The following is a 19,857-nucleotide window of genomic DNA, read 5'->3' on the forward strand; positions in this document are numbered from 1 at the left end:
GTATTTACCTTCCTTTATCTCTGGGAGTCCTCTTTTTAGGCTCCGCTTTCTTCTCATAGTCATCATAAGCCTGTACAATCTTCTGAACCAGCGGATGGCGCACCACATCCGAACTGGTAAGATAGCAAAAGCCGATGTCATCAATGCGTTTTAATACTTTTAAGGCCGTATCCAGTCCGGACACAGCTCCTGACGGCAGATCCTTCTGGGTCTGATCACCTGTGATAATAACCTTGGAGCCGAAGCCGATACGGGTCAGGAACATTTTCATCTGGGCCGGAGTGGTATTTTGGGCTTCATCCAGGATAATATAGGCATTATCCAGGGTGCGTCCTCTCATATAAGCTAATGGCGCCACCTCGATCAGCCCCTTTTCTGAATTGTGCAGATAACTCTCCGCTCCCATAATCTGATACAAAGCATCATAAAGAGGCCTCAGATAGGGATCGATCTTGCTCTGAAGATCTCCCGGCAAAAATCCCAGCTTCTCCCCCGCCTCAATCGCCGGACGTGTAAGAATGATCCGCCCAACCTCTCCGTTTTTAAAGGCCTGGATCGCCATAGCCATAGCAAGATACGTCTTTCCCGTTCCCGCCGGGCCGATTCCAAAGACGATCATCTTTTTGCGTATGGCATCCACGTAATGCTTCTGTCCAAGCGTTTTGGGCTTTACCGGCTTTCCCGTAATGGTTCGGCAGATGATATCCTTATCAATCTCCAAAATCTGTCCGTCTTCTTCTGTAAATGATAATGACAGAGCGTAATCTACATTCTGCTCTGTAATGGCATTTTGACGCATGGAAAGCTGGATCAGATTGTTAAATACACTTCTCGCCTGGGATACCGCCTTTTCCGGCCCGATGATCTTAATCTCGCCGTCCCTTGCGATCATCGTCACATGAAGGGTGCGCTCTATTTTCTTTAAGTACGCATCGAACTGACCGCAGACATTCTGTTCATGTTCTGCGGGAATATCGATCATTGTTTCAATTACACTCATTCGGTCTTCACTCCTCTGACTCTTTAGAGATTTCCTCCACCGGCCGGCATTGACTGATAGGCCCTAACGCCACCATCTCTCCCTTGATCCGGTATCCGGATACACTCTTTTCTATTCTATCATTATTTTCAAGAATTTGTACCCCCTTTTCCTCTAATTTTTCCGCTTCCTCCTTTTCTTTTCGTTCAGCCAGAAGAGCCAATTCCTGTTTCGTATAGGCTTTTTCATAGGAAATCATCCGTTTTCCCTCTATCACTCCCAGATAAAGCGGAAGACAGTAATCAGAAAACAGTACTGCCTGGTGCTCCTCCATATAATAATCCCACTCCTCTTTTTTCCCTAAAGCAGGAAAAAGCGCAGCAGCAGACCATGGGCCCGCCTTTACGTAAATCCCCTTTCTCGTCTGTCCGGTGGGAATCCGCAGCATTCTTGAAAATGGGATCTCTTTTTCATACTCAATCACTGTTTCCGCTTCGATATCTGCATCTGCCCGAACCAGATGGGATGTTATCTCATCTCCGTTATCTCCCGTAACAGGAACACGGCCGCTGACTAATATCTGTCCTTTCTCTACCGTATCTCCTACAGATACCTGAGCAATACCGCTTCTGACTACCATAGAGCGAATCACTCCGGACGTCCCTGCCACCAGATCACAGGGTGTTTCATCTATCTGGGGCACAGCGGATAAAACCTGATTTTCCCTGATCTTTACTACCAGACGGGTTCCTGTCACACTGGCCGATACCCAGGTAACCTCTGGAAGATCCGTTCGTATAAATGTCTCCACTTCCTCACAGTTTATCTTCTTCTTTAAAATACCGCAATGCAGATCCATCTTTTCCAGACAGATCCTGAGATTATCCTCTGTGTACCTGTAATTCCCTTCAAATTCAATATCCCAGATAAAAAGAGTCATACCATACAACAGTATGAAAAAAGTTCCCAGTCCGGCTGCATAATACCAGCGTTTCCTGTTTCTGAAAATAAAAAAAGGAAAACCGAAGCGCCCTGTGATCCTTAAGCGGACACCGGATTTTCTCACAAGAGGCTTTACCCTCCTGACATCCGCCACAGTCATATATGCTTCGTATTCTCCCTTATCACGGCAGACGATGTTCCAGATTTTAAACCCTCTTGCACTGCAAAGATTCAAAAAACGTTCCGGCGAGCCGTCTTTTAAACAGATCCGTACATATCCCTTTATGCTGCGAAACAGCCACAAAAGCAAAGGCTCTCCCTCCTTTTATATGTTTCCTACAGGAGCGGTTCAAATTCCATCGATTGGATCTGACCGCATACCCCCATTGCATCCTGATTGTAATACCGGATCCTCAGTTCCCGGCCGTGGAGAGTTACACGGCAGTTTCTTGCCTGGATCCTCACCAAAGTATCTGTATACATAAGGATGCTTCTGTAATTTTCAATACAAACTTCGTGAAAACCGGTAAAACGAACCAGTACATCTCCCAAAACCACATCCTTGGGAAGCCCCAGAGCCGTTGCTGCCATGCGCTTTTTTTCTTCATTCATGCTCTGTTCTCCCTCCTGATCGTTCACTGTAACAGTATATGGCTTTCAGCATCCGAAAATACCTCCGGCAGCCCTTTGCACACCAGGCAGCAGCACAGCATACACTGTAATGAACAATCAACCGGGAGGTATCCATGAATAACCATCCCATTTACCCATACCCTGACACCCTGGTAAGCGCTGCTGAAACCCGTCAGGAACATACACCTGTAACGCCTCTGCCAAATCCCGGCGAGGGAGGCCCGGTTTATGACGGCTCAGAACCAGCCATTCCCCTGCCAAATCCCGGCGAGGGAGGCCCGGTCTTTGATGGCGCAGAGCCTGTTATCCCTTTGCCAAATCCCGGAGAAGGCGGACCGGTCTTTGACGGACCGGGCTGGAATACCAATGGTCATTTCCATACCCATTTCCACCCTCCTGTATTCCGTCCCATCTTTCCTGCTTTCGGCTCCTCCATTACCGTAATTCCCGGCATCAGCTTCCCCTGCTACAACTGTACTGCTTCCGGCAATTTCGGACGGGTGCGGGTACTTAACGCCTCAACCGGATATCAGCCCTTTAATGTATCCCTGGGCGGCTGGATGATCGCAGGACAGCTGGCCAACGGAGATATCACCAGTTACGTTCAGGCAGCCTCCGGACGGCGCACCATGACCATTTCTGGTGCCAACGGATATGTTTATATCCAAAAATCTATTACCATCCGTCCCGGAGCCTCTATGACGGTTGCCATTATCAACACTGCTTCCGGACTGGATCTCAAGGAAATCTCCGATGCTTCCTGCAGCGCACCATCCGGTTCCGCCTGCCTCAGGACCTGCAATCTGTCCCTGAATCTGGGACCCTTTGACGTGACCCTTGAAAACAGCAGCGGCTCTTATACACCATTTACGAATGTTGCTTATAAAAATGTGACCTCATATGCTACCGTTTATCCCAACTGGTACCAAATCTATATCTCCCGTACCGGTTCCTTCCCCGGAAATGCGATAGCCGCTGCTTCTGCCACCCTGGAAGCCAATGTTTCCTATACGCTTTATCTTTTCAATGCTCCTACAGCTACAGAAGGCCTGCGGGCTATGATCGTATCAAACTGACCGCTGAAAGGGCTGCCGCACTTAAATTGGTGTGCAGCCCATACTCCTTTTAATCACCGTAATACCGCCGGCAGCTGATGATAAAAAAGACCTCCTTTTGTCTGTCAATTACGATAAACAAAAAGAGGTCTTTGCACACCCATCTCGAAGGGTTTAAAAATTTGCCCGTATATCATCACTGATACGGATTTTATGCAATCTCTTATGCATTTTCTTGAATCCCTTACCCTAAAAGCTAGATTTTAAGCCTTTTTCAGGAAATAAGTCATTCGCATAATTATTCATCCCAGTTGTGGTACACCGCCTGAACGTCATCATCCTCATCAAGCAGATCCAGAATACGGTTCATCTTCTTAATGGAATCCTCATCTGTAAGCTCTACCCAAGTCTGAGGGATCATTGTTACATCGGCTTCCATCATGGGGATATTAAAAACAACTCAAATCTTCCAAAACATCATAATTGATGCTTTCCAATTCTTTACTACTGTGTAGAGTATATCATAACTGAGGTTAAGAAGCAATAATACTGCTGTATAATTTTAGTAAATTTTATCAATCTCCTACTACTCTAGTATCTGTGTGCCTATGGCAATATTTTAAACGCAATAACATAGTATCAAATTATTCTGGTTACCTTTTACAGATACCATACAGATATTGTATCTATATAGTGATTGAAAAAATGTGTATGAAAAAGGCTACTGTAATTTACAGTAGCCCTAACCTATTTATATTGGCTTTTGTCTTTTACACAAACATTATATGACTTCAGCTATGGTTCGATATAAGATGTAATCAATTTTATATCTTCATATTTATTAATATCATAAATAGGAATTTCAAACCAAAATTCTCCATCAGCCATAGTTATATCCACTCTAATCATTGTTGTTCCATGATTAAAATTAACTGAATGTAAATCTGGTGCTGAAAAATATACTCTTTCTGTTCCCTTTGCTGGTATTACCATGTCACACTCTATCCCATCACTACCAAAATGATAAAATGTTTCATTAATTTTTGCATCTGAATCAGTTATAGTGCAACGGCTTTTTACAGAAACTGGAATATTTTTATGATTTTCTAACTCTAATCCAACTATATCTTTTTCTGATGAAAACACAGCAAAAACTGTAGAAAAAAATCCTGGCTCATCATACCTATGAACCGTTCCATCTTCTGTTGAGCGTGAATTTTCATCCACTTCTCCACCATAATATAACTCTCCGGTTTCAGAAAAATTATACCATTTATTGTCTATAAAACATAAGCCTGTATTCATATTTCCAAAGGTATCAAAATGATATTTGTAATTTGTCTTAGGATCGACCAACCATCTATTAATATAATAACCTTTCTCATCTTTATACTTCCACTTACCATCTTTTTGATGCTCCCAACCGATTTTTTTATCTGTTTTAGGTAAATCTATTTCTGATTTTGATTTTTCTAATGGATCTATATATGCACCATCAGCACCCACATAAAAATTACCTATTTTTTTGTCGGCAACCATATATCCCTCATCATCAAAATAATAAAATTTATTATCAATCAATAACCACCCATCCTGTGGGTAACTTCCATCGTCACTTTGATACCACCAGCCTTTTTCATCCTGCTTCCATTCTCCTGCAAAAGCAGAAAAAGTCATATAAGCAGATAACACTGTTGCTAATAATAATATTTTCTTCTTCATAACTCTCCTCCTAAAAATATACTTTCTTTCATTATATTTGTTTCGTAGAATACATTCAAGTATCAAAATATATTTTATCATAAATCTATCTACTTATGGAAGATGCTGCATGATTGATTACACACCATTCTATAAAATAGTAAAACAAGCAAAAAACTAATGTGTGCTTACCAATAAACACAACTCACCCAATTCCATATAGCAAATTCATCCGTACCATACTACTATCTGTATCAACCCCCATATAATCAGCAAGATACAACGCTAGCTTAACAGCCCTGTCTGATATTCCTATGTCATATCCGTATTTATTCTTCATCTGTATATGAATTTCCTCTTCTGTCTCTTCAATATTCAATACAGAATACGTCGCTCTTGCATACTCATGTAATGTTGGAATCACTGTATGCCTTAACCATTGTGTATACTGTTCTGTATTCTTTTTCTCTCTGCCGTCCTTTAAATCATGGACAAATAACCTAACTTCCTCTCTCTGTTGTCCTGTCAGTGCTTCAATCTCCATTTCCAAACATCCCCCTTCATTATCATGTGTATAATCGTATATCACCGCTCAACCTCCTTATATAATGCCTCACTATATAGTGAGTTATTAAATATAGAATCATTATATAGAATAATGTGTGAGTTGTAAAGGAGGCATTATGGAATACGGGAGCTTACACATTAGGATTGAAGAAATTTTACAAGAACGTAATATTTCCAAAAATAAAATCTGTAAAGACTTAGACATCCCTCGTTCAAATTTTAATAGGTATTGCCGTGATGATTTTCAAAGGCTGGATTCTTTACTTATCTGTAAACTGCTGTGGTATCTGGATATAGAAATTGGAGAACTGATAGAATATAGAAAATAATCTTTTCACAATCGTACACGATGTACATTTGTACATCCTTATTATTCTCAATGTCTTTGTCTGATAAATACATTACTTTAATTCTAGGCTCAAAATTAAGCTCAGTGTGTAAACGCACCAACTCCCCTATCTATCTGCATCCCTCTGCCCGTTCTAGGTTTTATCTACCCCTCACCATATCATATTCCCAAATGCACCATACGCCTCTCTATCCCTTTATCTGCATAATTGTCAACTGTAAACATACACGGTCTTTAATACCTTTCTGGTGCTTCTGGGAGCCTGTTTATGTATCGTACATAACACTACAACATTCGCCATATGGATATCCTCTAGGCTCCTGTAGTTTCATTTTCAAAATTTAATGTACATTAAAGAACAGAGACAGCTTATTCAGCCATCTCCTCTATGATCTCCCTCTTATACTTGTAAAATGTCATCTTGCTAATCCCGATCAGCTCCCAAGTTTCCTGGTTGGTTAGCTGGCCGCCGAAGTCCTTATTGTACTTCCTGATCTGCTCTTTTGCAGGTGCAGCTTTCTTTACAATGAGCTTGGCTCCCTGTTTCTGTCCAATCTGCTTACCATTCAGCCGTGCCGTTTCAATGCCCTCTTTGGTTCTCTGGTGTAAGTCCTGTACCTCTTTTTCTGCCTGTCCAAATGCAAGACGTATCTGCTCTTTTGCAAGGGTCATGAGATACTTGTTAATTCCTTCAAGAATAAAGTCTACATTGGTTCCCGTCATTTCTATATTGCTCTCCAGCGCATTTTTGTATGTGGCTGTATTGATGTGAGGCTCTTTGAGAAATACAAGCTCTATCCCCTTATGGTACAGATCTTCATACAGCTTAAAGCCGTCCTCTGCATTTCTGCTCATACGGCTCACCGAATCAAAGATAATCTTATCTCCTTCCTTTACTTGCTTTAACAGCTTATCCAGCTCCTTCCGTGACTGAATCTTTGTTCCTGTGAACACCTCTTTTACTATATGAGCATCCGGATAAGACTGCTTTATGTTCCTGATCTGTCTTTCAATGTTCTGTTTAGCTGTGCTGATTCTTGCATATCCGTATTCCATGATACCACTCCTTTAGTATTATTTTTAACGTTCGTCTGATGTAGTATCAATTTTAGCACTGTTTTTATCAAAAATCAATACACTTTTATTATCTTTTGCATTAACATTAAATTTAATACTTTATCGTATGGCATATCGTACACGCTATCATTACATAATACTGCATTAAAAAATGTATACTGCATCTGTGTTTTTCGCTGGAGCTTTTTTCGCAGCCCTAAAATATTATCTATTTTTAGGTATTATTGGAGGGGGATTTAATATCGTAATTCCCCTTATTCCATAGGTATTTTTTGAATTTTTCGTTTAAATTCTGATTGGCGGCCTGATTCTGAAAAATACTTAACTACCATAGATTTTCTTTGATTTTTGAGCAAAAAATTTTATCGGACACATATATAGGGGGCGTGTGTGGATTAGCATAATATATATATAAAGTATCATTTTGATATCCTAATGTTTAAAACGCTTTGCGGATTCCAGTTTGCTGTTGGTAAGTATATTATATTGTCAAGGTGTCGGGTGTCCTTATCTCGGACATCCGGGGTGTCAATAGTGTTGACAGTTGAGATGTTACCATTAGTCACACCCAAAAGTCTAAGGTCAATAATAATGACTTTAGCGGCTGGGAAGTGCGTAGTATGCACTTCTAGCTACGGCAGTTTACCGTATGCACTTTGGGAGGTTGGTTGAACCGGCTTCCGGGATCTGCAATATGAGGTCATGTTTTAGGATTCCACAGATATGAAGCCCTGTCCATTTCTGGATTGAACTCGGTGAACGATTCGTTCAGCCTGCTACGGGTGTTAAGTTTTGTTAAGGTTTCGCACCTGAACGCAATTTTGCGCTCAGGTCAAAAATGAGCGAAAGTCTTTGATTTGGTACTTGCCACCTCATAGACAGGCTGAAAACTCAGCGTATTCCCATTTTGGGCATCTGAAGGCGTGTCTATTTTGGACATCCCCTTTCTTCAAGGAGGAGTTTTGAAATTGATTTTTCGATTTTTATCTCTTTTAGCCTCTGCAATTTTTCTTTCAAGCTCTGCCCTCTGCCACTGGAGCTTCACCACTTGATGATGTTCTTTGAGTGCTTTTTCTTTTAATTTTTTCTCAATTAGTTCCAAAATTTTCATCTAACTTATCCCACCATTTTCTGATCTTCTTACCTAATAGAGTAAACATAAAAGAGATATTTGAGCGGGGGATTGCTTGCAATCCAACGCAGCCATGAGCTTGCGTGCAAGCGATTGGCCAAAGCGTCGTAGACTAATTAATATCAATCCAATAATTTGTCCATTTATAACGCTATATATTTATTTTTATAATATATACCATTTTAAATGGACAATTTTTACAAAACTATTCTATTATTAAGATTAAATTTTAATCAATTTATCTGTTAAGAGTGTTTGAGCTTCTAAATATGTATCCGGCGGACTCCATACCTTACACTCTAAATGCTCAAATTGGGAAATATCTCCCCAGTATTCTTCTTTAAGTGCTGTTTGATACTTCTCCATATTTTTATTATAAAATTCAATAGTATTCTGGTTAAGGTATTCCACAATTTTTTTATTGAGCTGCTTTTTCTCCAATGCCATCTCTGATACATCCTGATCTGTATTAGCAGATCTTAAACTAATTTTAACATTCTTGAAATAACGAATCCATCCATAAGCATCATACAATAATTCATTCACTCTTCGGTAAAATTCTTCTATTTTTAATGATGCAAACACTTGAAACATTGTATCAAACCCCATAATATCATTCAAAACATGTTTCTCCATTTGTTCGATTTTCTCTTTCTCAAGTTCATCTGCTTTTATACATTCTGTTTCCGATAACACAATAATTATCTCAATTTCATATGAAATTATATTTCTATTTTTTAAATTATTAAGAGCAGAAAAAAATATTTGGGTTAACTTTCTGTCACTCCTCATATAAAAATGTCTAATTTCCCAAGGAGTAAGTACATGATCTAATTTCTTCAAAGCATCTTCTGTATACCAAATATAATTATGATTAATAAATCCAAGTAATTCCCACCATCCTTTTTTCGTAAGTGTATCTGTATTCCCCTGACTCTTTAGATACATTAGTAAAATTTTTTCAATATATGGAATATAAATTGAATTATTACCTTCTTTCCGTTTGTCATCCTTACATAATGGAGTATCATATATATCAGTAATAATAAATTGCTGTCCTAACCTTTTCCAAGCAAAATAGCATTTAAAATCTGCTATCTGAGCTTTTTTTGAATTTCCTGTTTTTACATCCTGCGATAATAATTCACATAGTGCCTTATAATTTTTTACGGTCATACCAACTGATAATTTTTTCGTATCAATCTTCCTATTCATTGCTTTAATCTCCTTTGCATTGATAATAATAAATTCTCCAAAAGTAATTCTAAAATGTTTATGTTATGGGAATTAGATTACCAATTTATATTATATACTTTTTTGAATGTTTTATTTTCTTGAATTACAAAAAAACAGATATGCTTTTTACACATATCTGCGTTATTATACAAGATTTTCTTATTTTAAACGCATCAAAGGGCTTGTCTTGGATGCTATTTCCATTAAATCCTCATCTTGCATTGACTGTAAGTAGCGCTTTGTAGTATCTACTTTACTATGACCTAAAAGTTTAGATACCGTATACAAATCACACCCATTTTTCAGTTGACTCTGTGCATAAAAATGTCTGCACGTATGTGGACTAACCCTAATATGGCTTCTAACAATTGCCTTTTCACCTGCCTTTTTCAAAATATGCTCCATTGCTTCTGGTGTGAGACGTTTTCCTTTTTGTGATAAGAAAAGATACTCTGTCTGATAACATAATTTGTCTTTTATATATGATTCCCGTACACGAAGATAGCGAATCAGATATTTATTAATAAATGGAGTGATAGGCAGATAACGCATCTTTTTTCCTTTTCCCATAACACGAATATATGTATCTCGAAGATCTTCTATTTTCAAATCACACATTTCTGAATTTCTCATTCCAGTATCAAAGAACATCACCATAAGCAGTTGATTCCGAACATCTAAAAAACGTGAGCCTTTAAAAACGCCGATAAGCCTTTTCACCTCATCATCATTAAATGTTTCTATCATAACAATCGGTTCTTTCTGTTTGCTAATTCTATCCATTGGATTATTGGTAATATAGTTTTCTTTGATACAATAATTGAAATAACAGCGGTATGCAATCATATTTCGATTAATATACGTCTCAGCCAACCCCTGAGCTGTCTGATACTGAACATATGCCCTGATTGCTAAATGATGCGTTTGTTCCAATTCTGTAATATGAAATTCCTGTTCAAGATATTTCATCATTCTTAAATTAGCATTCCTATAGCTTTGAATTGTTCTTTTACTAAGCCTCCTCATTTCACATTCAAAAATAAATTCCTTCAAAACATCTTCATTTAACATAAAAACTCCTTCCTAAGCATCTTTTACCATGTTTAGGAAGAAGTTTTCTGCACATTCGTAATTGAATGATGGCAAATCGTCCAGAATATCATAGCTGGCACATTTTTTCACATTTTACATCATCAAATACGGTCAAAAACCTTTGATTTCACGTTGTTTTTCTTTATCTCTCGTCTGTATCCCAGTTGTGGTACACCGCCTGAACGTCATCATCCTCATCAAGCAGATCCAGAATACGGTTCATCTTCTTAATGGAATCCTCATCTGTAAGCTCTACCCAAGTCTGAGGGATCATTGTTACATCGGCTTCCATCATGGGGATATTCTGAGCCTCCAGCGCCTCACGGACAGCAGAAAAATCATCCGGGGCTGTAATCACCTCATAACTGTCCTCCTCTTCGGAAAAATCCTCTGCGCCTGCATCCAGAGCAATCATCATCAATTCATCTGGATCCATCTCACATTCTTCCTTGTCAATAATGATCTGACCCTTTTTATCAAACATATAGGACACGCTTCCAGGAGTACCTACATTTCCGCTTCCCTTTGTAAAAGCACTTCTTACATTTGCTGCTGTACGATTTTTATTGTCGGTCAGAGTATCTACGATAATTGCAACGCCATTGGGACCATAGCCCTCATAGGTCAGAGTTTCATAGTTTACAGAGTTGGCATCACCGGCAGCCTTTTTGATACCGCGGTCAATGGTATCATTTGGCATATTGTTTGCCTTTGCCTTTGCAATTACATCACGCAGCTTACTGTTATTGGCAGGATCCGGACCGCCTTCCTTTACAGCAACCGCAATTTCACGGCCGATAACTGTAAAGATTTTTCCCTTTGCAGCATCATTGCGCTCCTTTTTATGCTTAATGTTGGCAAATTTTGAATGTCCTGACATTGGTATAACACCCTTTCTTTTATCTTCTTTTTCAGTACTGATATCTTTTCTATCCTATCACGATTCATTTCATCTTGCAAGCAGAAAATTGTGCTCAGATTTTCAATTTCATTCCTCTTTCGTTCTGGCTTTCCTGCAGTCATTGATTTCACTGATCAAAATCAGAATTTCAGATATGAAGATACAGAACAGCCCTGCTCTAATGAGTGTTTTTCCTTCCTCATCGCCCTTTTCCTTTGCCTCAGCAGCAAGGTTTCCAAGCACTCCCATAAGTCCAATATTGGCCAGATGCTGAAAATTTCTTTTAATTTCTCTGTTGTCTCTGTGAATTTGCTGTAGTAATTCTTTGTTTGTCATATCTATCACCTTTCTTTTTTAACCTCTGATCCAATTACTCCTCTAAAATAACCTCACAGATATCTCCAATATCACAATGAAATACCTCACAGATTCGCATCAGCACCCCAAGAGAAACCGGTTCATTTTTATTTAATTTTGTTGCCGCATACGGCGAAAATTCCGCAACTCTCATTAAATCAGATCGTTTCATTTGATTATCTGCCATCAATTTTTGAAGCTTATTATAACTTATCTTCATCTTCCGTACCCCTTTTTCACTTTTTGTCCCAATACCAAGCCAAAATAGCATATTTAACATTGTATATAAAAATCGTTAAATTTTCAATGAATATAGCCGATTTATTTCACTTTTTACCATAATATCCGCTGCTATCCGTAAAATGGATAACTCGGGACACAGGCTCTAAGCCCGGCCTTCTTGTCCACACCTCAAAGCGCTAATCCATGCGCTTTTTCCCTTCAGATACCCCATAAAACTCAATATACTTATATCGGCGGAATGCTCACTAACATATGGACATGAGCCAACATCAGCTGCCCTTCTATTATCTCCCCCACCTATACCTACTTTTTCAGTCCTCTCCTTGGAAAAAGGGGGTGAGAAAATGAACTATTTTGTTAAAACAATGGCAGGAAATTTCAGTATTGTAGTTCTTTTTCAGATATACAGACAAGAAAATCGGGAAAAACTATGGACGAAGTCGTACAACTGTAAACGATTGGAAACTAGCGGCACTGAAACAGTTAAGAAAAGAATGGGCGAGGTTGGAACATGAAGAACAAAAATCGAATACCTTTTGAAATCATTGAAAATGTGGTTGAAGGAGAACCGGAAGCAACATACAATGTCATATGTCATTACAGGAATTAGCAATAGCGTTAAGCCGTAAACTTGATTTTACGAAGGTATTATCAGCTAAAGTTAGAGCATTAGCAGAAGAAGGCGATTATAATAAATCTATTTTAAGTTTATGAAAATATGGAAAGCTTCACTTGCAATTCTATAACTAAGGAGCCAATTTCTCTGTATAAGCGCTGTATTGACCGTCCGATATGCAACTTTTTGTAAGGACTCAGTAATCCCACACATATCTTTTAAGATGTCATCGGTTTTAACAAAATTATCCATAAAACTATTTTGACTGATTTTTTCTAATTTATTCTCCATAGCCATCGCTTCTTGAAATTTTCTAACTACTTCTTGAATTTATATTTTCCTTTTCCATGACCGGATACTGATTCAATAATATCTGCCTGCACCAAATTGGAAAGAAGTTTTGAAACACCTGAAGCTTTCAACTCAAGAACTTCCATAGCTGCACTTCTTCCAAACACCTCATCAAAACCAAACTTCTCAAAAAGTCTCTGAATATGAACTGTCGTTTTTACTGAGAAATCGCTACCCCTTTCGGAAAGTACACTTTCAACATCCACTTTTTTGTCTTGAATGTCCACTTTTTCTTCGTTCAAACGTCCACTTATGTGAAGATTTCGATTATGAAGCCCATTTTTCTCGTTCAATAACAGATTTCTGAGAAACGCTTCCAGATACTCTGTTGTTTCGTAAATACCTTTTTGCAGGTTCGTATAGTTTGCACAGACAAGTGCATTTCTGAAATACCACGCATTTTCCGCAAAAATATCATTGGTTGCAGAGAACCCAAGTGTCCCTAAATACTTGATGAAGAACACTGCCGTTGTTCTTGTATTGCCTTCCCCGAAGATATGGATTTGTCATAGCCTTGAAATGAATACCGCAAGATTATGCTATTCTGAAAGCATTTTACAGAACTCTGCTGGCTCTATACAGGGTGTTCCGCTGCTCTTAAAGTCTGCACAGTTCCTTGTAACAATATAATCCGCCTGAAATGCAGCCGCACACTCCTTTTGCAGACAATCCTCAAAATCTGAAAATGTTTCATCTGCCAGGGCATTGAGAATCTTTGCCTTGTCGATTTCTTCAACCTCAAATAATTCGCATATGCTTAACAACAGTTTACGTCTTTACGCAACACTAAACACTTTACGCAAAATAAAGAACATATTTGAAATGGAATGTGCCGCAATACATCCTGATACCCGTCTCTGCTTACAGGCAACAACGATCTGCTCTGCGGCCCGATCATAGGGACTGCGGCAAAGCAGATAATCAAGAAGAACATTTGTATCAACCAAAATTCGCAGTCCCATATTTCTCCTCTCTGTAACTAGCTAATTCTCTTTCATAATCTATCTGCGGTGCTTTCCATCTGAGATTCTCTAACTGCTCAAATGCCTGTTCTCTTACTTTTTCTGATTCTGAGCCATAAAGACCAGTCACACCTTCCATAATCTGAATGATAAAATACAGCTTATCTTCCGGCATCCGTTCCAGTAAATCCATCGCATCTTTTCTCAGTGCTGTCATTACTTATCACTTCTTCCATTCTAATAGATGATCCTCTTGTTACCTTTATTATACCCATTCTATCGGGCTTTGTATAGAAATATTTTTCAACATGCTCTGTCACGCTCTCCATTTTGCTATATATTCATCAAACACTCCTATTTCTCTGATTCGTTTTTCGGCGATGTTACCGAACAATAGCACTTACCTTCATCTCTCCGGTAACAAACCATAGTTTCAATTCTTTTTTGACCATAACACAAAAGGACATCTTCCTAAAATTTCTTTTAGAAAAATGTCCTTCTTAGTACAAAATATTTACATCGCTTATTAAAACCCGTTAAGCCACTTTAAAATGTCGCACCGCTGTCGTACGCTGCTCAAAAAGCACGCTTTTTCTCTAAGCCTTAGTACAGCTTCGCCCCCGCGGGAATGCTGTCATCCAGCATTAAAAGATTCAATCCTTCCTGTCCATCATATTCATACACTGCACTAATCAGCATACCGCAGGAATCAATGCCCATCATCTTACGAGGAGGCAGATTGGTAATCGCCACACAGGTCTTGCCTACCAGCTCTTCCGGTTCATAATACTCATGAATTCCGCTTAAAATCGTGCGGTCTGTACCAGTTCCGTCATCCAGAGTGAACTGCAGCAGCTTCTTTGACTTCTTTACTGCCTCGCAGGCCTTTACCTTAACGACACGGAAGTCAGACTTGCTGAAGGTTTCAAAGTCTACGTCATCTGCAAACAGAGGCTCGATCTTTACCTTAGAAAGGTCAAGCTGTACACTTGGTGCGGACACGCTTACAGCCGCAGCCGGTGCTTCCGCTGCAGCAGAAGAAGCTTTCTCTGCCTTGTTCTCGCCCTTCTTTGCGTCTAATGACTTCATTGTCGGGAACAGCAGCACATCTCTGATTGCCGCAGAGTCTGTCAGCAGCATACACATTCTGTCGATACCGAAGCCGATTCCTCCTGTAGGCGGCATACCGATTTCAAGTGCATTTAAGAAATCCTCGTCTGTATGGTTTGCCTCCTCATCGCCGGCTGCAAACTGCTCTTCCTGAGCCTTGAAGCGCTCTCTCTGGTCGATCGGGTCATTGAGCTCGGAGTAGGCGTTTGCCATCTCCCAGCCATTCATAAAGAACTCGAAACGCTCGGTATATTCCGGATTCTCCGGCTTTTTCTTGGTCAGCGGAGAAATCTCTACCGGATGATCCATAACAAAGGTAGGCTGAATCAGATGCTCTTCTACAAAGGCCTCAAAGAACAGGTTTAAGATATCGCCCTTCTTATGGCGCTCCTCAAACTCTACATGCTTTTCCTTTGCAGCAGCTCTTGCTTCTTCCAATGTATGGATTTCATTAAAGTCCACACCGGAGTATTTCTTAACCGCATCTAACATGGTAATGCGCTCAAATGGCTTTCCAAGATCCATTTCCACGCCGTTGTAGACGATCTTTGTAGTGCCAAGAACCTCCTGAGCCACAAAACGGTACAGGTTCTCGGTCAGATCCATCATACCGTGGTAATCGGTATATGCCTGATACAGCTCCATCAGGGTAAACTCAGGATTGTGTCTTGTATCCAGGCCCTCGTTGCGGAATACACGGCCAATCTCATAAACTCTCTCAAGACCGCCTACGATCAGACGCTTTAAGTAAAGCTCCAGGGAAATACGAAGCTTCAGATCCTCATCCAGTGCATTGAAATGGGTTTCAAAGGGGCGGGCAGCCGCACCGCCTGCATTGGATACCAGCATAGGAGTTTCTACCTCCATAAAGCCTTCTCCACCCAGATACTTACGGATAGCAGCAAGGATTTTAGAACGCTTAATAAATGTATCCTTAACATCCTCATTCATAATCAGATCCACATATCTCTGGCGGTAGCGCAGATCTGTATCTGTAAGGCCGTGGAACTTCTCAGGAAGAACCTGAAGGCTCTTGGAAAGAAGGGTAAACTCACTTGCGTGTACGGAAATTTCTCCTGTCTTTGTAGTAAAGACTGTTCCTTTTACGCCTACAATATCACCGATATCCAGCTTTTTAAATTCCTTATAGGCATCTTCCCCCACACTGTCTCGGGCCACATATACCTGAATGCGTCCCTGCAGATCCTGAAGGTTGCAGAAAGAAGCCTTGCCCATGACGCGCTTAAACATCATACGTCCTGCAATGCTTACTTCCTTCTCCTCCCACTGATCATAATGATCCTTGATCTCCATGCTGTGGGCAGTTACATCATATTTTGTGATCTGAAATGGATCCTTTCCTGCTGCCTGAAGCTCTGCCAGCTTATCTCTGCGGGCCTTCAGTACATGATTTAAATCCTGCTCTGTCTGATTTGACTTCTGCTCTCCCACGTTTCTTCTGCTCCTTTGTGAAATATTTAACTGTAAAATGTTTCTTATGATACTCTCTGGATCTCCAGCACCTTGTACTGGATCACGCCTGCCTGTGTCTCTACGTCAACCACATCTCCTACGGATTTTCCCATCAGGGCATGGCCTACGGGAGCCTCATTGGAGATCTTGTTCTGAAGGCTGTTGGCCTCTGTGGAGCCTACGATGAAAAATTCCATCTCCTCATCATACTCTACATCCAGAAGCTTTACCTTGCATCCGATATTGATCTTATCAACATCGATCTCGTCCTCTACTACTACCTCTGCGTTCTTTAACAGCTTTTCCAGTTCTTCAATCCGCAGCTCAATATCTCTCTGCTCATCCTTTGCTGCATCATACTCTGCATTCTCGGATAAGTCGCCCTGCTCTCTGGCCTCTTTGATCTTCTGAGCTACTTCTTTTCTCTTTACAACCTTCAGATTCTGAAGCTCATCCTCATACTGTTTTAATCCGGCATAGGTCAAAATGTGTTTCTTGTCTGCCATGTCTCCTGCTTCCTTCCTTTTTCATTCTAAATTGCCTTAAAGACAGCACATTTCCGGACAGACTTAAAGTCCTGCCCGGATATTTAAAAACGTCTCATCTATGATGTATTTTTTGTTTCTGTCTGTATAAAAAAGATACCCCGACATTCTGTGTATTATATAAGAAAAAGCACCCATTGTCAAGTATGGGAAGCTATCCCGGCGCCTGCCCAAAAACTAAACCATACATCCGTCCAAAAGCGCTGCCAGCCCTTCAAGAGTCTCCACCTGATTGATCTCACACCGAAGGGAGGCTGAATGCTTCATCCCTTTGGTGTACCAGGCCATATGGCTGCGCATTTCCCGCATAGCCACATTTTCTCCCTTATATTCTGAAAGCATCCGTCCATGGCGCAGGATCATTTCCCGGATTTCCTCCGTAGATGGCCTTGGAGGAATCTCCCCTGTTTCCAGATACTGCCGGATCTCCCGGAAGATCCATGGATTTCCCTTGGCGCCTCTTGCAACCATAACGCCGTCACAGCCTGTTTCCTGCATCATCCGGGCCGCATCCTGAGCATGAAAGATATCGCCGTTTCCGATCACCGGTATCTTCACTGCCTCTTTTACCTGACGGATCACTTCCCAGTCTGCCGTGCCGGAATAATACTGCTCCCTGGTCCTTCCATGAACGGCCACCCAGGCTGCCCCGCTGCTTTCTGCCATTTTCGCAAATTCAACTGCATTGAGGCACTGGTCGTTAAAGCCCTTTCTGAATTTTACAGTCACAGGCTTCTTCACTGCCTTTACCATAGAAGTCAATATCTTTTCTGCCAGCTTTATATCCTTCATAAGTGCAGAGCCTTCACCGTTATTCACAATCTTCGGCACAGGACAGCCCATATTTACATCAATAGCCGCAAAAGGACCGTCCTCGATCTGAGCTGCGATCTCAGCCATGATCTCCGGATCAGAGCCAAAAAGCTGCACTGCCACAGGCCCCTCTGCCGGGTCCACCGCCATCAGCTCTTTTGTATTCTTATTTTTATATAAAATGGCTTTGGCGCTAACCATTTCCGTCACCGCCATTCCCGCTCCCTGCTCATGGCACAAAAGCCTGAAAGGCAGATCGGTTACTCCCGCCATTGGGGCCAGTATGATATTGCTGTTAAGCTCCCGATCTCCCAGCCTAAGCTTCATCCTCATCTCTCCCGCTCTCTTCCCAGTCTACATCCTCCTCTAAAAAGAAGGTTCTGTAGTATAATTCCAGCGCCTCCAGAAGATCCTTTTTCTCTTCCTGATACTGTTTGATCTTAAGGACACTTCCGATTTCATCAAACAGGTAGTCGCCTTCCTCAGAGACTACCTTAAATTCCAGACGTCCCCTGTCGTCAAATTCCAGTGTCAGGACTCCGCCCACATCCTCTGTAAAAAGGACGCACATAATATGCAGCTCATCCTGTACCGACTGGGGAAGGCTCTTAAATTCTTCATTAAAATAATATTTCTGCTCATAGGAGCTTGCTCCGCAGAGCACCACTTTATCCATCATCTTCTTATCTCCGCAAAGGTCCGCTGCCCATACAGACAGCGGACCTCTTTTCTGCAATTCTTATCTTACCAGCATCTTTGCAATATTAAACTGCTCTTCTGAGATATCCTTCTTCATATTTAATGCTTCCTGGATATCGAAATCCACAAATTCGCCCTTTCTGTATGCCACCAGACGGTTGCTCTTTCCTTCTACCAAAAGCTCTGCCGCTCTGGCTCCCATAATGGACGCATACACACGATCCTTGCAGGTAGGCGTTCCGCCGCGCTGCATGTGGCCCAGAATGGTAGCTCTTGTCTCAATGCCTGTGGCAGCCTCAATACGCTTTGCCATAGAGCTGGAATGACCGATTCCCTCTGCATTGATGATAATGTTGTGCTTCTTTCCCCTCTTACGGTTCTCAATGATCCGGTTGATCAGTGCCTGCTCATCTCCGTCGTAACGCTCCGGAAGCAGAATATCCTCTGCACCGTTTGCAATACCGCACCATAAAGCAATATATCCCGCATTGCGTCCCATTACCTCTACAATGCTGCAGCGCTCATGGGAAGTGGATGTATCGCGGATCTTATCAATGGCCTCCATTGCCGTATTGACTGCCGTATCAAAGCCGATGGTGTAATCGGTACATGCAATATCCAGGTCAATGGTTCCCGGAAGGCCAATGGTATTGATCCCCAGGGCGGACAGCTTTCCTGCTCCCTTAAAGGAACCGTCGCCGCCGATTACCACCATGCCGTCAATTCCGTGCTTGCGGCAGATCTCAGCACCTCTCTGCTGACCCTCAGGAGTGGTAAATTCCTTGCATCTTGCTGTATAAAGAATGGTTCCGCCGCGGTTAATGGTGTCTGAAACACTGGTGGACTCCATGTCCACGATCTCCTCTTCCAGAAGACCGGCATAGCCTCTCATAATACCCTTTACCTTCAGTCCTTTATTGATCGCAACGCGCACAACTGCGCGGATTGCTGCGTTCATGCCTGGTGCGTCACCGCCGCTGGTTAATACTCCAATGGTCTTCACTGCCTTTGCCATAGCAATTTA

20 protein-coding genes and 4 pseudogenes are annotated in these 19,857 nt (G+C 41.2%); 2 read left to right on the forward strand and 22 right to left on the reverse strand.

The window, feature by feature from the left end; translation table 11 throughout:
- Positions 1-4: 4 nt before the first annotated feature.
- Genes ACZM6M_RS06215 through ACZM6M_RS06225 form a run of 3 tightly spaced genes read right to left on the reverse strand, consistent with a single transcriptional unit; the run spans position 5 to position 2,533 of the window.
- Positions 5-1,000, reverse strand: a complete 996-nt coding sequence (locus tag ACZM6M_RS06215) for a PhoH family protein (protein ID WP_337433246.1) — start codon at positions 998-1,000, stop codon at positions 5-7.
- Positions 1,001-1,007: 7 nt separating this feature from the next.
- The gene (locus ACZM6M_RS06220; RefSeq protein WP_296039126.1) at positions 1,008-2,231 is read right to left on the reverse strand and encodes a sporulation protein YqfD; all 1,224 of its coding nucleotides are present in this window, start codon (positions 2,229-2,231) and stop codon (positions 1,008-1,010) included.
- Between the two features lie 26 nt (positions 2,232-2,257).
- A complete protein-coding gene (locus ACZM6M_RS06225) occupies positions 2,258-2,533 on the reverse strand; it encodes a YabP/YqfC family sporulation protein (protein ID WP_066548885.1) in 276 nt (91 codons plus the stop codon).
- Between the two features lie 134 nt (positions 2,534-2,667).
- Between ACZM6M_RS06225 and ACZM6M_RS06230 the strand changes: the two genes are divergently transcribed.
- Positions 2,668-3,630 carry a DUF4397 domain-containing protein gene (locus ACZM6M_RS06230; RefSeq protein ID WP_066548886.1) on the forward strand — a complete coding sequence of 321 codons (963 nt, stop codon included), beginning with the start codon at positions 2,668-2,670 and terminating at the stop codon, positions 3,628-3,630.
- A gap of 277 nt (positions 3,631-3,907) precedes the next feature.
- Here the strand turns inward: ACZM6M_RS06230 and ACZM6M_RS06235 are convergent.
- The 3 genes and pseudogenes from ACZM6M_RS06235 to ACZM6M_RS06245 all read right to left on the reverse strand — a co-directional run.
- Positions 3,908-4,057: pseudogene (locus ACZM6M_RS06235) on the reverse strand (YebC/PmpR family DNA-binding transcriptional regulator); the annotation flags it as partial.
- A 347-nt stretch (positions 4,058-4,404) separates the two neighbouring features.
- On the reverse strand, positions 4,405-5,331 hold the full coding sequence (locus ACZM6M_RS06240; RefSeq protein WP_489489951.1) for a hypothetical protein: 927 nt from the start codon (positions 5,329-5,331) through the stop codon (positions 4,405-4,407).
- Positions 5,332-5,515: 184 nt separating this feature from the next.
- On the reverse strand, positions 5,516-5,899 hold the full coding sequence (locus ACZM6M_RS06245) for a hypothetical protein (protein WP_489489952.1): 384 nt from the start codon (positions 5,897-5,899) through the stop codon (positions 5,516-5,518).
- A 94-nt stretch (positions 5,900-5,993) separates the two neighbouring features.
- Between ACZM6M_RS06245 and ACZM6M_RS06250 the strand changes: the two genes are divergently transcribed.
- A complete protein-coding gene (locus ACZM6M_RS06250; protein ID WP_489489953.1) occupies positions 5,994-6,206 on the forward strand; it encodes a helix-turn-helix domain-containing protein in 213 nt (70 codons plus the stop codon).
- Positions 6,207-6,595: 389 nt separating this feature from the next.
- Here the strand turns inward: ACZM6M_RS06250 and ACZM6M_RS06255 are convergent, their stop codons facing one another.
- The 16 genes and pseudogenes from ACZM6M_RS06255 to pfkA all read right to left on the reverse strand — a co-directional run bounded on the left by ACZM6M_RS06255 (position 6,596) and on the right by pfkA (position 19,848).
- A complete protein-coding gene (locus tag ACZM6M_RS06255; RefSeq protein WP_489489955.1) occupies positions 6,596-7,282 on the reverse strand; it encodes a recombinase family protein in 687 nt (228 codons plus the stop codon).
- Positions 7,283-8,252: 970 nt separating this feature from the next.
- Positions 8,253-8,414: a hypothetical protein gene (locus ACZM6M_RS06260; protein ID WP_489489956.1), complete on the reverse strand. Its 162-nt coding sequence runs from the start codon at positions 8,412-8,414 to the stop codon at positions 8,253-8,255.
- Positions 8,415-8,657: 243 nt separating this feature from the next.
- Positions 8,658-9,650 carry a hypothetical protein gene (locus ACZM6M_RS06265; RefSeq protein ID WP_489489957.1) on the reverse strand — a complete coding sequence of 331 codons (993 nt, stop codon included), beginning with the start codon at positions 9,648-9,650 and terminating at the stop codon, positions 8,658-8,660.
- 180 nt (positions 9,651-9,830) lie between these two features.
- The gene (locus tag ACZM6M_RS06270; protein WP_489489959.1) at positions 9,831-10,742 is read right to left on the reverse strand and encodes a tyrosine-type recombinase/integrase; all 912 of its coding nucleotides are present in this window, start codon (positions 10,740-10,742) and stop codon (positions 9,831-9,833) included.
- A 163-nt stretch (positions 10,743-10,905) separates the two neighbouring features.
- On the reverse strand, positions 10,906-11,643 hold the full coding sequence (locus ACZM6M_RS06275; RefSeq protein ID WP_340276057.1) for a YebC/PmpR family DNA-binding transcriptional regulator: 738 nt from the start codon (positions 11,641-11,643) through the stop codon (positions 10,906-10,908).
- Between the two features lie 108 nt (positions 11,644-11,751).
- On the reverse strand, positions 11,752-12,000 hold the full coding sequence (locus ACZM6M_RS06280) for a hypothetical protein (RefSeq protein ID WP_489489961.1): 249 nt from the start codon (positions 11,998-12,000) through the stop codon (positions 11,752-11,754).
- Between the two features lie 34 nt (positions 12,001-12,034).
- Positions 12,035-12,241 (reverse strand): helix-turn-helix domain-containing protein, encoded by a 207-nt coding sequence (locus ACZM6M_RS06285; RefSeq protein WP_418762124.1) that lies wholly within the window; start codon positions 12,239-12,241, stop codon positions 12,035-12,037.
- Between the two features lie 207 nt (positions 12,242-12,448).
- A pseudogene (locus ACZM6M_RS06290) lies at positions 12,449-12,555 on the reverse strand (transposase); the annotation flags it as partial.
- Positions 12,556-13,197: 642 nt separating this feature from the next.
- Positions 13,198-13,770 (reverse strand): annotated as a pseudogene (locus tag ACZM6M_RS06295) (Fic family protein); the annotation flags it as partial.
- A pseudogene (locus tag ACZM6M_RS06300) lies at positions 13,771-14,193 on the reverse strand (PIN domain-containing protein). It lies immediately after the preceding pseudogene.
- Positions 14,171-14,410, reverse strand: coding sequence for a UDP-N-acetylenolpyruvoylglucosamine reductase (locus ACZM6M_RS06305; protein ID WP_489489963.1), 240 nt, complete (start codon positions 14,408-14,410; stop codon positions 14,171-14,173). The pseudogene ACZM6M_RS06300 and the gene ACZM6M_RS06305 overlap by 23 nt, the downstream one beginning before the upstream one ends.
- A gap of 386 nt (positions 14,411-14,796) precedes the next feature.
- Positions 14,797-16,755: a lysine--tRNA ligase gene (gene lysS, locus ACZM6M_RS06310; RefSeq protein ID WP_418762125.1), complete on the reverse strand. Its 1,959-nt coding sequence runs from the start codon at positions 16,753-16,755 to the stop codon at positions 14,797-14,799.
- 44 nt (positions 16,756-16,799) lie between these two features.
- A complete protein-coding gene (greA, locus tag ACZM6M_RS06315) occupies positions 16,800-17,282 on the reverse strand; it encodes a transcription elongation factor GreA (protein WP_066548999.1) in 483 nt (160 codons plus the stop codon).
- Positions 17,283-17,498: 216 nt separating this feature from the next.
- On the reverse strand, positions 17,499-18,461 hold the full coding sequence (dusB, locus tag ACZM6M_RS06320) for a tRNA dihydrouridine synthase DusB (RefSeq protein WP_337434356.1): 963 nt from the start codon (positions 18,459-18,461) through the stop codon (positions 17,499-17,501).
- Positions 18,451-18,813 (reverse strand): DUF6145 family protein, encoded by a 363-nt coding sequence (locus ACZM6M_RS06325; RefSeq protein ID WP_296038074.1) that lies wholly within the window; start codon positions 18,811-18,813, stop codon positions 18,451-18,453. Before ACZM6M_RS06325 ends, dusB begins: the two co-directional genes overlap by 11 nt.
- 60 nt (positions 18,814-18,873) lie before the next feature.
- Positions 18,874-19,848, reverse strand: a complete 975-nt coding sequence (gene pfkA / locus ACZM6M_RS06330) for a 6-phosphofructokinase (RefSeq protein ID WP_066549005.1) — start codon at positions 19,846-19,848, stop codon at positions 18,874-18,876.
- Positions 19,849-19,857: the final 9 nt, after the last annotated feature.

The sequence above is a fragment of the Enterocloster sp. genome (assembly GCF_057861365.1).

Excerpts from the sequence above, each read along its gene's own strand:
- ACZM6M_RS06215 (WP_337433246.1), bottom strand. The coding sequence starts at position 1,000 with ATGAGTGTAATTGAAACAATGATCGATATTCCCGCAGAACATGAACAG.
- ACZM6M_RS06225 (WP_066548885.1), bottom strand. The coding sequence starts at position 2,533 with ATGAATGAAGAAAAAAAGCGCATGGCAGCAACGGCTCTGGGGCTTCCC.
- ACZM6M_RS06230 (WP_066548886.1), top strand. The coding sequence starts at position 2,668 with ATGAATAACCATCCCATTTACCCATACCCTGACACCCTGGTAAGCGCT.
- ACZM6M_RS06240 (WP_489489951.1), bottom strand. The coding sequence starts at position 5,331 with ATGAAGAAGAAAATATTATTATTAGCAACAGTGTTATCTGCTTATATG.
- ACZM6M_RS06250 (WP_489489953.1), top strand. The coding sequence starts at position 5,994 with ATGGAATACGGGAGCTTACACATTAGGATTGAAGAAATTTTACAAGAA.
- ACZM6M_RS06255 (WP_489489955.1), bottom strand. The coding sequence starts at position 7,282 with ATGGAATACGGATATGCAAGAATCAGCACAGCTAAACAGAACATTGAA.
- ACZM6M_RS06260 (WP_489489956.1), bottom strand. The coding sequence starts at position 8,414 with ATGAAAATTTTGGAACTAATTGAGAAAAAATTAAAAGAAAAAGCACTC.
- ACZM6M_RS06265 (WP_489489957.1), bottom strand. The coding sequence starts at position 9,650 with ATGAATAGGAAGATTGATACGAAAAAATTATCAGTTGGTATGACCGTA.
- ACZM6M_RS06270 (WP_489489959.1), bottom strand. The coding sequence starts at position 10,742 with ATGTTAAATGAAGATGTTTTGAAGGAATTTATTTTTGAATGTGAAATG.
- ACZM6M_RS06275 (WP_340276057.1), bottom strand. The coding sequence starts at position 11,643 with ATGTCAGGACATTCAAAATTTGCCAACATTAAGCATAAAAAGGAGCGC.
- ACZM6M_RS06280 (WP_489489961.1), bottom strand. The coding sequence starts at position 12,000 with ATGACAAACAAAGAATTACTACAGCAAATTCACAGAGACAACAGAGAA.
- ACZM6M_RS06285 (WP_418762124.1), bottom strand. The coding sequence starts at position 12,241 with ATGAAGATAAGTTATAATAAGCTTCAAAAATTGATGGCAGATAATCAA.
- ACZM6M_RS06305 (WP_489489963.1), bottom strand. The coding sequence starts at position 14,410 with ATGACAGCACTGAGAAAAGATGCGATGGATTTACTGGAACGGATGCCG.
- greA (WP_066548999.1), bottom strand. The coding sequence starts at position 17,282 with ATGGCAGACAAGAAACACATTTTGACCTATGCCGGATTAAAACAGTAT.
- dusB (WP_337434356.1), bottom strand. The coding sequence starts at position 18,461 with ATGAAGCTTAGGCTGGGAGATCGGGAGCTTAACAGCAATATCATACTG.
- ACZM6M_RS06325 (WP_296038074.1), bottom strand. The coding sequence starts at position 18,813 with ATGATGGATAAAGTGGTGCTCTGCGGAGCAAGCTCCTATGAGCAGAAA.
- pfkA (WP_066549005.1), bottom strand. The coding sequence starts at position 19,848 with ATGGCAAAGGCAGTGAAGACCATTGGAGTATTAACCAGCGGCGGTGAC.